This window comes from Bacillus sp. FSL W8-1127 (genome assembly GCF_038006725.1).
GTDB lineage: Bacteria > Bacillota > Bacilli > Bacillales > DSM-4216 > Bacillus_O > Bacillus_O smithii.
Genome location: NZ_JBBOVU010000002.1, coordinates 52,802 through 66,852, shown reverse-complemented (window position 1 = coordinate 66,852; position 14,051 = coordinate 52,802). Strand labels below are relative to the sequence as shown.

The window sequence follows — 14,051 nt, the reverse complement described above, 5'->3', positions numbered from 1 at the left end:
ATTAATTCACTCCGATTCCGGAGAAGACATTCGTCACCATGGTGTTCAAATTAGCACCAATTTTACCTACCAACGGCTGAACGACTCCCGTGGAAAAAGCCACGAAAATACCGAAAAGCACGATAGCGACCACCACCAAAAGAATAGCCCCTTTATGTTCTGACAAGAACTTCACCCCCTTTCAAGGCCCCCTTTCAAGGCATAAAAAAGAACAAGGATTCAATCCCTATTCCTGTAAAGACGATCCTTCATAAATACAGTCTTTTCTATTTCCAATTGTTAGAAGAGAAGTCACAACAGCACTCGCTCCAATGACGAGTAAAATGGCTCCTTTATGAGCGATCACTTCAATCACCTCCTTTAAATTCACCTAATTTTACTTACCCCAAGGGTTGGATGCCCCCTTAGAATGTAGAAAAAACACGAAAATACCAAAAACCGCGATACCGAATCCCACTAACCACCATGAAGGTTCTTTACCTCCATCCAAGTATCACACCTCCCTCTTTTGAGAGTGATCAAACCAAAAGATTAGCCTCCATTCCCATACAAATTGGTCATCATTTGACTAAATCCACCTCCAAGAGTGTCAATAATGTTTGGCATATTATCTGAATAAAAAGCAGCTAAAATCCCAAAAATGATTAGCGAAACAATCATTAGAAAAATAGCACCTTTGTGTTCTGACATCTAACCTCCTCCTATATTAATTCACTCCGATTCCGGAGAAGACATTCGTCACCATGGTGTTCAAATTAGCACCAATTTTACCTACCAACGGCTGAACGACTCCCGTGGAAAAAGCCACGAAAATACCGAAAAGCACGATAGCGACCACCACCAAAAGAATAGCCCCTTTATGTTCTGACAAGAACTTCACCCCCTTTCAAGGCATAAAAAAGAACACAGCCTTTTGGCTATGTTCTCTTCTCAATTTACAAACCTAGATTTATTATTTTTTGCAGTTTTTGATAAAAATCTCGATCGGTTACTCTATAACCGAACAAAAAGTCTCCAGGCCGTTCTCTTGTGATCTTTCTTATTTCTTTGGCCTGATCTTGTGTAATGGTTAAGCTATGAGGATAATTTTTGATGTTGACTCTTGGGTTCCGTTGTTCCACCACAAAAGCGTCATCCTCAATCGCTCCCAGGAGATAATGGTCAAAAGAAAATTTTTGGCCAAAAACAAGGTTTAAATCATTTAAACCCATATTGCTTAGAACAACTTTGTTTTCATAAACTTGTTTCGGTTTTAAAGGCGATTTAGCATCCACCGGAACATAGTATTGAGGTGTATCTTGATTTGTCAAAACCTCATCATCAAAAGTTTGCCCCGTTTCTTTTTTAAAGTTGTCCTTCATTTGTTCTTTGACCGTACCTGCCATTTCTTCTTTGGATGGAAGCTTACTATCTGTCACATAATGATTCTTAGCATCTTTGGCAAGAGGATAGGACCCTAAATATCCTAAATGCTTGGATACAAAAAGAAAGTCACTGGTGATGTCCACTTCATATTGTCGCTTTTTCCCATCCATTTTTTGATCTTTCATTTCAACTTGCTGCAATGGTATGGCATACTTTCCATACTTCCAAACAGTATTATTAGGATACAGACCTTTTAGACTTTCATCTAAATCAACTGGAAAATAAGAACCGTAAGCTCCCTCTTTTATAAAAGGTTGATAATTAGAATTTTGCTGCTGACCAGAAGGCAACTCTACTTTATACGTGATTGGCCCCGGTGCTATAGGGAAATGGGTTTGAGTTTTCAGTTTGTACATAGAATCCACTTTAGAGTTTGTAGCCTTCTCAAACGTTTCATAATACGTTTTTTCCACTACCGGATTGCTATTCCGATTATCCCAATCGGCTCTTTTTCCGACCGGAAATTGTTTATTCGCTAAGTCCTCAATAGTATTTACATACACAGAATTATGCTGCATTGGATCAACTGTCAGAGAAAGTCCACCACTTTTTCCTCCGTTTTGACTATACCAGTCTGCTAAAGAAAAAGTTTGGGCGTATTCCCACGCCGGAGTATCTCCTGTGTACTCCCATCTGAAGCATTCGCCTCCTTGGTTTTCCGTACAAACATAATTCTTATGATAGTAGTTGGTGTACTCAAACTTCACGTTATAATCAATTTTTGGATTATCCTTAAATTTGTCAGTGTCCACCATCAAAGATACTGGAGTATTAGGATTGGTACTAGTTTTGTCAAATCCATTTCCTTTTACTTCAAGTTGGTAATTCCTCATGGCATAGTAGTTTCCGACCGGCGGAAATTTACTTTCGATGTACACCTTTGATGCCTCGTTTTGTTTGTCTCTTCTCAATTCCCAAAAAATATACCCGGTCAATTCTTCCCCGTTACCAGGCTTTTTCACCACGGTACTTGGATCGGGAAGCGATACGCGATAAGTAAAAGTAATGGTCTTATTTTGATCCGCGACCCCACTATAATACTGATTTTCTGGGGATGGCACATAAGGGTTACCTTGTGAATCCTTAAAATATCCTTTTGGATAACTCGAATAGCTATAAGAGTTTCCTTCTTGAATTGCATCTGTTTTAGAACTTAGCACTCGACCAGTATCGGAATCTACATGGCGAACAGTGATATAAAAGGTTTGCTTTTCTGGAGGATTGGATGGATTACTTCCGCCACCTCCATCACTTGGAGGCGTTCCTCCTCCACCACTTCCACCGCCACTACTACTGCTCTTAACCGTAATGGTTTTTTGAACAGTAGTGGTTCTTTCTACTTCATCCGTGACCGTCAGTTTTAATGTATAGGTTCCCGGCTGAGTAAAAGTTTTGGAAACTGTTTTATTAAAGGTTGACGAGTAGACAGTACTATTTTGAACACTTTGACCGTTGATGGAAAAATTCCATTCAATATAATCTCGATACGGACTAAATTCTTGCCCACTAAGGTCAATACTGACGCTATCACCTGCATTTACAGTGGAAGGAACCGAAATCTGACCACTTGGGTATGGCGTTGGTGTAACCACAACATATCCTTTAGTTCCACCTTTTCCGTCTGGAATTCCAAACGAACCCATTGAAATGTTGGCCCCAGACTCTCTAGCAATATCTCTCGAATATGCACGAAGGTATTCTCTCTTCGTTTTTTGATTTGTAAGCGTATAATAACCACCATTATAAAAAAAATTTTCTACAAAATCAGGATTTCCGTTGAAAACTAATGCCCAATCTCTTACCAAATCCGGATACGCAAACGTTCTTCCTAAGTTACTCAAAGCAGGATTTTGCGGCTTTTGCAGCATCATGTATCCTCTTGGTGTGGCAGTAGGAGAAATTTTGTCTCCACTTAGAAACACAGGCCATGTATCATGATAGTAATAATCCTTTGTAACAGGAAAATCTATCGTGTATTTCTCGCCTTTTTTCATTCCGTCATAATCCAGATTTGGAATCACGTATGCCAGAGTTTTAGCATTTGGAAACAAAAACCAAATCAAACTAAAAAGAGATAGAATCGAATAAATTTTTTTGTACTTCATTCACTCCCCCCTCTTTCATTTTAAGAACAAAAAAAGAACACAGCCTTTTGGCTATGCTCTCTTCGTTTTGTATAGATTCACTTATTCTGTCAATCCTTCATACTGAGGTAACGAATAAGTAGAAAATTCCAAACGTTTAAAAATAGGAATATAGCGAGTATACCATCCTAATTCATTCGCAAACTCTCGTCCTGGAACATAAATGGTTCCATTTTTTGCTTCTACATTGACAGATAAAGTTTTGGATTCACCGTTTACTTGAATTTCATTACTTCCTGGTGTGAGTTGAATCGTGGTTCCATTATATCGAACAGTTTTGCCATCATTGGACACCGTGACAGTTGGCACTTGGGCAAACAACCCCTTGACATCGACCATCACTACACCAGATTTTATATAGGTTGGTTGAACTTGCCCGACTGTCACCTTATCGTGTCCATATACACCAAACTGCGTATAAGGAATATGCAAGTCAATTAGATATTGATTTTCTTCTTTTGGTTGTGTTGGAAGAACAACATCTGTAACTTTATCTACTGCTCCATCCATCCAAAGCTCCGAATCTTTGTACGCTTTTCCATTAAAACTAATGACCTCATAATCAGGATAATGGGCGCTTATAAGAGTTTTTTCAGGTTTCAAATTTTCAGTTCGTTTTTTTAGATAAGTTTCAGGATCAGGTATGCTTTTATAAGCGTCTTTCGATTGATGCAATTCATTATAGTAATCCTTCAGCAAATCTTCCGCAACGACTCCTCCTCCCCGGGCCACACCGTCAACTCTTCGAACTATTGTCCAGTCTCCATATTTTGCATGAAGTTGCGCCAATGACATATTGACATAATCAGGCACTTTATCCGAAGGATTCGACGGTGTAGATGGACCTGTTGGATCGCTTGGTTCAGTTGGATTCGTTGGTGTAGATGGACCTGTCGGATTGCTCGGTTCGGTTGGATTCGTTGGCGCCGGTGTTGATGGACTTCCTGGATTACTTGGTTTCGTTCCATTTTTTTCTAAGACTTGCAGCACCCGGCTCACCAAAACACTGGAAGAAGCACGATCAGCTTTCTCGCTCGGTGCAAAGGTACCGTTGGTTTTTCCTTTAATGATTCCGTAATGAACCATCCGTTTAACAGATTCCAAAGCGTAAGGCGGAATTTTGTCCTTAAACTTCAAATTTCCCTTTTCCTCGAAGTTCCCTTTCAGATTCATCGCCCGATCTAACATGACAGCCATATCGGCTCGTGTCACAGGAAGATCAGGATTAAATTTACCACCTGTCCCCTTAACAATTCCTGCACTCGCAGCACGACTAATTTCATCATAAAGTGCCTTCGATTCTGGAACATCTTTGAAACGACTCGTTCCCTTTGGTAACTTCAACGCTCTAGCAACCATGCCAGCAAATTGTCCTCTTGTTACCTTTTCATCTGGATGAAATTTGCCATCAGAATAGCCAGTGACAACACCACGTTCTACTAATTTCTCAATATCCGAATAAGCGTATGAACTTTTCGGAACATCTCGAAAGTCTGTATTAGCTGCACTCGCCCCAACAGCAGGTATAGCACCCGTTAAAAAAGTCGCAAATGCCAAAGCTCCTACAAAACTCTTTTTCTTCAATTCAAACGCCTCCTTAAAAAGATACCATTAATTTCATTATACACAACTATCTACCTATATTGGTGATATGTTCCACTAAATCCTCTTTCAATCGGGCTGTAGCTACTAACTGTTTCAATTCATCAGTAGATAAATTTTCAATAGGCTCTCCTTTATGGGTGTAAAATTGCAGTCTTTTCAGTTCTTCTATAAGAACTGATTTTACGTCTGCTTTTACCACTTTCTATTCCTCCCGATTTATTATTTATTATGCAATCCCCTTGATGTATCTTTATTATACAATTATATAATTGTATAATCAATATATTTTAAATTTTTTTCATTTTGTTCTGCAAACCCCCAACGAAGCCCCCTTTCTTTTACTCGAACAATGCTTTATATTTACAGTAGTTAAGAAACTCACGATAATAACTTGGAATCTCCTCATAATTCCGAGCAAACAAAATTCGTTGAGGTAGTTGGAAGAAATCTTCTAACTTGTTGAGTTTTTCTCGGTTGCAGAAGCTCAAGCCGGCTTCTATCCGTTGATATTGCCGGATCGTAGTTCCGATTGCTTGAGCCACATCTTCTTGAGTAAAGTTTAAATTCTCACGTATTTTTTTCAAATATGTTGTCATGTACCACCACTCATTTTTAAAGTCAAACGACATTTAATGTCGTTTTATAAGTTCATTATATGCGACGTTTTATGTCGTGTCAACATTTTTTTTGGAGGATTTTTCTATGGCATCATTAGGCGAAAGAATTAAAGAATTAAGAGTTTCGAGAGAGCTAACTCAAAGTGACATTGCAAAATTACTTAATATCACCACTAGGCAAGAACAGCGTTATGAAAGTGACAAAAGCGATATGCCCATTTCAAAAGCCGTCACTCTTGCCGACTTTTTCGATGTTTCACTCGACTATCTAGTAGGACGTTCGGATGATCCAACACGAAAATAGCAACGAAGGGAACAAGCCCTCCGTTGCTACTTCCTTTGAAATATTCCAATAAAAAAGCAACTTGTAGTCTCACTGTCGTGTTTTTCATGGTCATTGACACAGGACTCACTCAACTGCTATTCAATAAAATTGAGTACCACGCATAATTGAATCGGAAACTGTTTGAGAATCATTGCGGCAATTTACTGGATTTTTTGAAACATCATCAATCATTTCATTTTTATCATCCCCTTTTTGATTAGCATAAAAAAAGAACATAGCCCTTTAAGCCGTGTTCCTTTTTATCTCACACTATCATAATAGCAGATTTTTTTCTGTTTTCCGTACCAAAAAAGTATCAAAAAAATCTCATAAAAGTTGCAAAAAAATCTCATAAAAGTTGCATGAAAATCTCATAAAACTCTCATTTTTTATTGGTAGTCAAACAGTAGTTGTAGATGTTCGTTATTATTAAAACCACCCTTTTTTACGACGGCGCAGGGTGGTTTTAATTTCTAATCAATTTATTTTATACGCACTTTTAGTCCTTCAATTGATCTGTCTTTTCCCAATTCTACAATGTAGTAATCATCCCCATTATGCTCCAATCGGCTAGGAACATAATAGCCCCCATCTTCATCGGAAAAATATTCTACATACATGCCACTAGTCAGTTCTACATCACCAATTGCATAACGGCCATTTTTTTGCTTATCTAAATAGCCTTCTGCTTTAACGGGCTTGTCCAAATTTTTTAAAAGGATATAAGCATCGAAAAGAATATCCTGCACTTGATATAAAGTGACACAATCACTTCTTTCCTCCAACGATAAAGATGAAAGTGAGATGTTCTCTGCTGCAGCTTCGTATTTGTCTAAAAACTTTTTTAAATTGTGCCTCAAATCCTCACTTGCTTGAAGTAACCCCCTCAATTCTTTAGACATATAAATTCCTCCTATTAAAAATGATTTTTAAAAAACTTACTCTTGTGATAAGGTTTCCACCGCGTCTTTCAAGCCCTTTTTTCTTGGTGATGTATATACTCGAGTGGTATCTAAATCATCATGGCCAAGCAGCGTTGCAACATAAGGAAGTGGAACACCATTTTGAACTAGGTCATGGGCAAAAGTATGTCGTAGTGTATGTGGGGTCAGATCAGGAATATTCGTGTTTTTAACAATGTTTTCGAAAATTGGATAGATCCCTGATGGCGTTAATTTTCCTCCCTTTTGAGAAGTAAAAAGGGCATCGGTTGTAGGATTTTTCTTTTCCCGTTCTTTCATCCATTCATTGAGTGCTTGAGACAAAGTTTTATTTATAGGAACGTCCCTTGCTGCTTCCCCTTTTCCTTCTCGGACATTGATATAACCATTTTGAATATCAAAAACGGTTAAACTGGTCACCTCACTGATCCTTAGTCCGGCATATAGCATTGTATAAATGATGGCCTTGTTTCGAGTGTATCTCCAGGCGTTTTTTTGAGCTAATTCCGGATCTTCAATATATCGCAAAAGGATTCTTTTTTCTTGAGTATCTAACCATCGTGGAGCATATACTTTTTTATTGGTCTGTGGGATTAAATATTTTTTGGGATCAAAACGAACAATCCCTTGAATGTATAAAAAATGTAAAAAAGTTCTCATGGCTTCAATGTAACTATTGATGGTCTGGGTGGCAAAAGGCTGTCCATTCTTTTTTCTGGCATGGTGAATTAAGTAATGACGCCACTCCTTTAAATCCATCGGATTTAATCGAGCATAATCGATTTCTTTTTGAATATTATCGAAATACCACGTTTCAAAATATGAAACTGCCTTTAGATAACTTTTAATGGTGTGAGAACTTCTTCCCTCTTCTTTCATCCACTTGATAAAAAACTCCATAGTAACCAACCTATTCATCGTAATTATGATTTCTTATATCGATTTCGATCAAACTCTTGTTGCAAATATTTCGCTTTTATCGCCTTATCAATAAGAAATATCAAATCATCTAAATCTATAATAACCGATGGTTGTCCTTCCATTAATGCAAATTGATATTTACAAATTATTTCTAATAATTCATCATTATCGGTTCGTAGTTGTGCGCTTTTCATTTTTCTTTTTTTCACTCCTTTAAGCAAAATAATCAAAAATTCCTCTTTCTTCCACCGGGACCTATTTCAAAAAAATAACAAATAAATTTACCTTAAAACACCATTTTGCTCTCCCGGACAAAAAATAAGAATATTCTAAAAATCAATATTAGAAAGCGACCGAATTATCTACTGTTTTTATACATTTATTATACCGAATTATCTACTGTTTTTCCATGAATAAAAACAAAAAAATAGAAGATAATTCTGCATTATCTTCCGTTTTTTAAAACTCAATTTTATCGGATGAAACCGTCTAATCTTCCAAAAGTTTTAATATGTTTTCGATTGATTTGTTATTTTCTCCCTTTTTCAATTTTTCAATAAAATCGCAGTAAAGTAATCGGAATATTTTTTCAAGCGTAAATCCGTGGTTAGGGAATATTTCTTCCATGTCAGCTAGAAGCACTTCTCCACGGAGAGCATATTTTTTTCGCAAGGTAATGTATAAAGTTTGTTGTTGTATCGGTTTTTCTGTTCTTTGAAAAGTAGAAGAATTTGGTTTTTTCTGCAAATGTATTTTATTTCCATGACTTGGATCAAGTGACGTCAATAACTGAAATATATATTGTGGATCTGGATTTTTTTGGGCATACCGTAAAAAATCATGGTATAGCAAATTCATTAAGTCTTGTTGTCCGAACTCTGTTTCGGAAAGATCCCGAACATCCTCGCAGAATATTTCTGCTCTGAGATAAATGTTTAAAGGTACTTCTATCACTAGAAAGGTTGAAGACATTCGATGAAAGCGATATATGAGTTTCCCTAAAAATTTATTAGTATTAGGAAGGAGGGAAAATTCTTCTCCCAATACATCAGCTTCACTATACTTCTTCATTTGACCATCCTCCGAATTTTTTCGAATATGCTTCCATGAAAATACGGTATGCAGCCTTTCTGATACTGCATCTCCATTGTGTTGAGTAATCTCCGATTCTTTGGAAAGTAGCATGGTCCACTTTTATATGAACAGTTATAGGGCTATCTTTATAGGTTACTTCTGGATAATGAAATACATGGTTTAGTCCATATAGAAATATTTCCGTTCCTAAAGCCGTTTTGGAGCCATTCCAAAATTTTCTCGATTCCCTTCGCAAAGTAAGATCAACGGTATCATCAATAGGTATTTTGATGTCATGTAGTTTATCCTTACGGATTTTTCTTTCATTTAATATTTGCTTTTTTTTCGATGAAGAAAGTATTGGATTTAAATGCTGCTCATTCTTCCCCACTTGTATCCTCCTCGCTTTTTTATTTTTATCTTTGGGTTGGTTGGTCGGTTGGTCGAAAATCTCGCGACAGGGGAGAGTATAAAATTCTCTTTTCCGGGCATAACTGAATGAAAAAAAAGAAAATTGAGGTGTTATAAGTGTCTAAGACCAACGGATTGACAAAAGAAATTGCTTCTAAGCTCGCGAACAAAGCTAAAACGTTACATTATGTGAAAAGTGTTAAAACAGCAAAAAAGAAATAATAAATCAATCCACGACAAATTTAATTCCACCTTGATTCACTATCTTGATGGGACGACGTTGAGATTGTTCATATGAAGGTTTTGTTTTTGGAATATAGCTTGCTTTTTTCCAGCAATCTTCTTCCTCCAGCCCCCAATCCGGGTGGGGGAGAGAGACGTCACCAATTTTATATTTTTTTAGGATATTGATGTATTGAGGCGAATGGGCTGATACAAAGAGTGCTAATCGGATTATTTGATTACGGTCCAATGTCGTTGCTTTAAAAACAGCATCTACATATTTCTTATAAACTGTGGAATATCGAACTGTAGGTCGATAAGTCATTTTGGCTCCCTCCTTGTCCTTTGTAAAAGATATGTCGGCCCTCACAAGGTTATGACGTCTTTTGGACAGTTGGTCAAAAAAAAGATCCCTGACGTCAGTCAAGGATCTTAGTTTTTTTTATTACTTCTAATTCCCTTAAGCTCATAATTATAGATGAATTCCGACGAATATTTATCTTTATCCCAAACATCAATACGATTTTCGTCTACATCTACATCTCTTACTTGTACAATATCACCATTTTCCCATGTTTCATCACCTCGTTCTATTAACTCAACATTAATAATCTCAATGAAATCATTTACTTTAAAATCCTTAATATCCACGATTATTACCTCCTTGTGTCACAACATGAATAATCTACATTAGATTGCCTGATTTTTAATTATCCTTGCACTTTACACAAAGTCATATCAAATTATAGAGTTTTTATTTTTTTTAATAGATATCCTTTCATAAATTATTCAAGTAATTCAGGAGCTTATTTTTAAGACGCATGTTTCCATACACTTTTCTGTACTCTTCTAAAGCATTATTTAAAAGATCATCAATTTTTTTACTTTGAGATTCATTGGATATGAAATCAATGAGCTGATTTACCACGTCCCTCATGATAGCACTTCTTGAAACACCTTTATTTTGATACTTACCTACATAGTAATCGAGTAAATGAAAGGCTTTTTCGCTTATATAAATGTGTAAAAATTCTGGATTTTTAGGTTTTTCCTGAAGAACTTCAATAGGACTAGGAATATATTTTTCTAAGATAAAGTCCTCGATGACCGTATTTCTTTCTTTATATTGAGTAAGCAAATCTAAAGTGTAATTAATTTTTTTTTCAAGTACAACGGGAAGAGCCCTTTTTCTTTTTGATTCCGATTTTGATTTTGTGTATAGTTCTGTTATTTTTATTTGCTTATTATTCAGCCGGTTGATTAAGTCATCAATGAGATGCCGAATAATCAAAGAACGGTTACATGGAAGCTCATCCTCTTTTACTATTTTTACTAAATGATTCAGTCTTTCATTTGCTTCATTATTAAATATAAATTTTACCGATTTAGGTTTAGTTCCCCTTTTCATTTCATAAAGCTGCAATATGCTTAAATCTTCGGGTAATCGATAATGATATAAAAGATAATTTCTCAAAACGGTTGACTTTATTTTTTTGTCAACAAAAGATAGATATTTTTCCATCTGACCAGGAAAAAGAGAAAAGGATACTTGAATAGACATGAGTACCTCCCTTTCACAAACCTATAGTTTAATTATACCGTATAAAAATATAAAAACCAAGTGAAATTCCATATAATTCATGGTATAATATAAATATAATAGATATGGGAACTCAAGGGTGGTCGGCTAACCTACCCCTAAGAAGGGGGGTGATGCCGATGACAGTGTTTGAAGCACTAATGTTTAGTGTCGCTTTTGCGAGCTTAGTTGTTTCTATACTGTCTTACAATCAAAAAAATAATCCACCCTTGAGTTTATAGGCCACGGGTGGATTATTCTGCCTAAGCCGATCCCCTTGTAGGGACCGTATCTATTACGTGACCGATGGTGTTGCAGCACCGTCGGTCATTTTATTTATACGAACTTTCTGTATTTATTATACATCCTTTTACTCATTTTGTCCAAAGTCCATTTTTTTAATTTTTTGTTGACTAGGTACGAATTCGTATCATATAATAAAGACAAGAAACGATACTAATTCGTATCAAAAAGGAGTGTAGACGGATGAAAAATATAATGAAACGCGCTTGGGAAATCGCTCGTGAAGGTGTTAAGAAGTTCGGCGGAAAAGTTAAGGAATATTTTGTAGTTGCTCTAAAATTAGCGTGGAAAGAATTTAAAGACACAGTTGCAAACGAAAATGGGTACGTGAAACTCGTTGGTTCAGAAAAACAAGTAAAATGGGCTAATGATATTCGCGAAGATATTAGCAAAATGGTTCGCACGGTTCTCGATTACTATAGCGTTAACGGACGCAACATCGATAAACAAAGAGACCGATTCAATAAAGTAGTTGAACTAATTGAAGAAAAGGTTTTAAATAACGAAAAAGCCGACTTTTTTATCGGTAATTTTGCTTACACGCGTGATTGGGATTCAATCGGAATTATTTTCGAGGACCTTGAGTGGATGACTGGTATTAAAGAAGATGAAAAACTACTTATTATGCTCCGTAAAATTGCGCGCAGCGTTAAACATATCAACAAGGAGGATTTGAGATGAAGCAGGCTCTATACAAAGTGGCGACACTTAAAGAAATTGAAGAGGAGTTAAACCTTCCCGAAACTACCGTAAGACGTGACATTTCTCGAAATCGTTTTTGGTCCCATGAGCTACGAAAAAGTGGGTCAACATGGTTAATTATGAAAAGAGAGGCATATCGAGTGTATAAAAAAGAATATGAAAACGTTAAGGTTAAATGTGACTTGAGAGCAATCAATGAGTACGTTTATTCAATATTAAACGATGACGATGAACTATATGAATTAGCGTCAGATCTTTTCAAGGAACAAGACATTAAACAGCTTTGCAAACTCGTTTCCGAATCTTATGCTGATGCGATTAATGACGCTGGCTTATACGAAGATGGGAAAGTGGTTGAGTATATATGCGTTGAACAATATTTGTTTTTGTTAAATGAAGAAGAAAAGAGCGCAAGCAATTTCAAAAGGAATTAGAATAAAGTTAAGTCATTCAATTACACAAAAGATAACGCCCCGACTAACAACTGAGGCGTTTTTCTTTTTAAAACGGTATTCTTGCGATTTGTTTATACTGATCCTTGTTACAAGCGATATGAATTTCGTGTTCCGTTCCGTCCTCGTCGACTTCTTTATTTTTCCTATCTCTTAATCCAGTTTTGTATAATCATTTAGCCCACCCCTATTTTGATAAACTAACGCAAAGTTGACATAGGAAAAAAGATAGGTGTAAATATTGATGTGGAATAAGTGGCTCCGTACATGTTTTCTTCAAAATCCTTATTTTTCTCTTGGCTTTCCAAAGTTTTGACTACTTGAGGAGACACTTTTTCAACTCCGCTGATTTTATCGTCTGCAGCAAACGAAACTAAATAATTTTGATGATCTTTTGCTGCAATCACATCTCCGTTACTTAAAAATTGGCTGACAACAGCTTCATTTCCCAGTTTACTGACGATAGCTTTTTCTTTGGACTCCCTTTCTTTTTGATATTCTTTGGCTAATTGTTGAAAATCATGTTCTTCAATTTTAAAAGTTTTGTGTACTTCAAATAATCCCCAAGCAAAAACAGCTAAGATAATCAATAGAAATGTGATAACTAAAATGCTAATACTTTTCATAGAATCCATTAATGATCATCTCCTTAAATGATGGTTCAATAGGATTACCTCCTTCGATTCCTTTCAGTTCTCACTGTCAACTTCTGTAAAGCTATCATTAATTGCCTTCATAACAGTATCATCGATCATTTTTGCAAAGAACATTTTGATACGTTTCATTTTGAATCCTCCAATACTTGTTCCGCCCATTTTCTGACTTGCAACCGATCTTCCATTCTTTTTCTTTTTTCCTTCTCAATTTCATCACTGGTGGCCATTCTACATTTATCCAGTAAAAATACGTCGCCACAGTCTATATAATTATCCCTTAACACACAATCACCCCATATTTTTTCTACTCGAAAAACATCACCTGTAGGTTCGTGTGTTAACCAATCACCAATTTTGTAACTCATACATAACCTCCTTTTTATTCTCCACGGAAGGGCAGCTAAACCGATTCTAAAAAACCGTCTAATAAGTTTGTTGACTTAATAAGCCCATCTTTTTCGGATCGATATATTACTTCATACCAAACACCATTCCGATCTAACCTAATACTATTGACATAGCCTTTAATTGGATAACCTCCGTTGATTCCCTCAAATTCTCTTTTTAGCTGGACTTTTTGGTCCACTTTAAATCGAATTAAAGGACTATCTTGTATCTTCATTGATTTTTGCACCGGAGTTAATTTCAAACCATTCACCCCTTTTTAGACAATG

21 protein-coding genes are annotated in these 14,051 nt (G+C 36.2%); 3 read left to right on the top strand and 18 right to left on the bottom strand.

Features of this window, described 5'->3' with window-relative positions; translation table 11 throughout:
- Position 1 precedes the first annotated feature (1 nt).
- The 7 genes from NST12_RS16785 to NST12_RS16755 all read right to left on the bottom strand — a co-directional run bounded on the left by NST12_RS16785 (position 2) and on the right by NST12_RS16755 (position 5,770).
- Complete coding sequence (locus tag NST12_RS16785; RefSeq protein WP_341102553.1) at positions 2-166, bottom strand: hypothetical protein; 165 nt, start codon at positions 164-166, stop codon at positions 2-4.
- Between the two features lie 365 nt (positions 167-531).
- The gene (locus tag NST12_RS16780; RefSeq protein ID WP_341102556.1) at positions 532-690 is read right to left on the bottom strand and encodes a hypothetical protein; all 159 of its coding nucleotides are present in this window, start codon (positions 688-690) and stop codon (positions 532-534) included.
- 16 nt (positions 691-706) lie between these two features.
- Positions 707-871, bottom strand: a complete 165-nt coding sequence (locus NST12_RS16775) for a hypothetical protein (protein WP_341102553.1) — start codon at positions 869-871, stop codon at positions 707-709.
- A gap of 64 nt (positions 872-935) precedes the next feature.
- Positions 936-3,530, bottom strand: coding sequence for a PKD domain-containing protein (locus tag NST12_RS16770; RefSeq protein WP_341102551.1), 2,595 nt, complete (start codon positions 3,528-3,530; stop codon positions 936-938).
- 81 nt (positions 3,531-3,611) lie between these two features.
- Positions 3,612-5,153: an S-layer homology domain-containing protein gene (locus tag NST12_RS16765; RefSeq protein WP_341102547.1), complete on the bottom strand. Its 1,542-nt coding sequence runs from the start codon at positions 5,151-5,153 to the stop codon at positions 3,612-3,614.
- Positions 5,154-5,199: 46 nt separating this feature from the next.
- Positions 5,200-5,373: a hypothetical protein gene (locus NST12_RS16760; protein WP_341102545.1), complete on the bottom strand. Its 174-nt coding sequence runs from the start codon at positions 5,371-5,373 to the stop codon at positions 5,200-5,202.
- A 139-nt stretch (positions 5,374-5,512) separates the two neighbouring features.
- Positions 5,513-5,770, bottom strand: coding sequence for a helix-turn-helix domain-containing protein (locus NST12_RS16755; RefSeq protein WP_341102542.1), 258 nt, complete (start codon positions 5,768-5,770; stop codon positions 5,513-5,515).
- A 106-nt stretch (positions 5,771-5,876) separates the two neighbouring features.
- Here NST12_RS16755 and NST12_RS16750 point away from each other — a divergent pair, with 106 nt between their 5' ends.
- Complete coding sequence (locus tag NST12_RS16750; protein WP_341102538.1) at positions 5,877-6,095, top strand: helix-turn-helix domain-containing protein; 219 nt, start codon at positions 5,877-5,879, stop codon at positions 6,093-6,095.
- A 503-nt stretch (positions 6,096-6,598) separates the two neighbouring features.
- On the opposite strand, the gene NST12_RS16745 is transcribed toward NST12_RS16750, so the two are convergent.
- From NST12_RS16745 to NST12_RS16710, 8 genes are all read right to left on the bottom strand, one after another.
- A complete protein-coding gene (locus NST12_RS16745) occupies positions 6,599-7,018 on the bottom strand; it encodes a DUF5348 domain-containing protein (protein ID WP_341102535.1) in 420 nt (139 codons plus the stop codon).
- Positions 7,019-7,054: 36 nt separating this feature from the next.
- Positions 7,055-7,957 carry a tyrosine-type recombinase/integrase gene (locus NST12_RS16740; RefSeq protein ID WP_341102533.1) on the bottom strand — a complete coding sequence of 301 codons (903 nt, stop codon included), beginning with the start codon at positions 7,955-7,957 and terminating at the stop codon, positions 7,055-7,057.
- A 23-nt stretch (positions 7,958-7,980) separates the two neighbouring features.
- Positions 7,981-8,208 (bottom strand): hypothetical protein, encoded by a 228-nt coding sequence (locus NST12_RS16735; protein WP_341102530.1) that lies wholly within the window; start codon positions 8,206-8,208, stop codon positions 7,981-7,983.
- Positions 8,209-8,467: 259 nt separating this feature from the next.
- Positions 8,468-9,049 (bottom strand): hypothetical protein, encoded by a 582-nt coding sequence (locus NST12_RS16730; RefSeq protein ID WP_341102527.1) that lies wholly within the window; start codon positions 9,047-9,049, stop codon positions 8,468-8,470.
- Positions 9,036-9,443, bottom strand: a complete 408-nt coding sequence (locus NST12_RS16725) for a hypothetical protein (protein ID WP_341102523.1) — start codon at positions 9,441-9,443, stop codon at positions 9,036-9,038. The genes NST12_RS16730 and NST12_RS16725 overlap by 14 nt, the downstream gene beginning before the upstream one ends.
- Before the next feature lie 246 nt (positions 9,444-9,689).
- Complete coding sequence (locus tag NST12_RS16720) at positions 9,690-10,010, bottom strand: hypothetical protein (protein WP_341102521.1); 321 nt, start codon at positions 10,008-10,010, stop codon at positions 9,690-9,692.
- A gap of 107 nt (positions 10,011-10,117) precedes the next feature.
- Complete coding sequence (locus tag NST12_RS16715) at positions 10,118-10,336, bottom strand: hypothetical protein (RefSeq protein ID WP_341102518.1); 219 nt, start codon at positions 10,334-10,336, stop codon at positions 10,118-10,120.
- Between the two features lie 127 nt (positions 10,337-10,463).
- Complete coding sequence (locus NST12_RS16710) at positions 10,464-11,246, bottom strand: hypothetical protein (protein WP_341102515.1); 783 nt, start codon at positions 11,244-11,246, stop codon at positions 10,464-10,466.
- A gap of 504 nt (positions 11,247-11,750) precedes the next feature.
- Here NST12_RS16710 and NST12_RS16705 point away from each other — a divergent pair.
- Together NST12_RS16705 and NST12_RS16700 are read left to right on the top strand one after the other, a co-directional pair.
- Positions 11,751-12,248: a hypothetical protein gene (locus tag NST12_RS16705; protein ID WP_341102512.1), complete on the top strand. Its 498-nt coding sequence runs from the start codon at positions 11,751-11,753 to the stop codon at positions 12,246-12,248.
- Positions 12,245-12,703 carry a hypothetical protein gene (locus NST12_RS16700; RefSeq protein WP_341102510.1) on the top strand — a complete coding sequence of 153 codons (459 nt, stop codon included), beginning with the start codon at positions 12,245-12,247 and terminating at the stop codon, positions 12,701-12,703. The genes NST12_RS16705 and NST12_RS16700 overlap by 4 nt, the downstream gene beginning before the upstream one ends.
- Before the next feature lie 218 nt (positions 12,704-12,921).
- On the opposite strand, the gene NST12_RS16695 is transcribed toward NST12_RS16700, so the two are convergent.
- The 3 genes from NST12_RS16695 to NST12_RS16685 all read right to left on the bottom strand — a co-directional run bounded on the left by NST12_RS16695 (position 12,922) and on the right by NST12_RS16685 (position 13,999).
- Positions 12,922-13,356 (bottom strand): hypothetical protein, encoded by a 435-nt coding sequence (locus NST12_RS16695; RefSeq protein WP_341102508.1) that lies wholly within the window; start codon positions 13,354-13,356, stop codon positions 12,922-12,924.
- Between the two features lie 146 nt (positions 13,357-13,502).
- The gene (locus tag NST12_RS16690; RefSeq protein ID WP_061778536.1) at positions 13,503-13,742 is read right to left on the bottom strand and encodes a hypothetical protein; all 240 of its coding nucleotides are present in this window, start codon (positions 13,740-13,742) and stop codon (positions 13,503-13,505) included.
- A gap of 35 nt (positions 13,743-13,777) precedes the next feature.
- On the bottom strand, positions 13,778-13,999 hold the full coding sequence (locus tag NST12_RS16685) for a hypothetical protein (protein ID WP_341102503.1): 222 nt from the start codon (positions 13,997-13,999) through the stop codon (positions 13,778-13,780).
- Positions 14,000-14,051 lie beyond the last annotated feature (52 nt).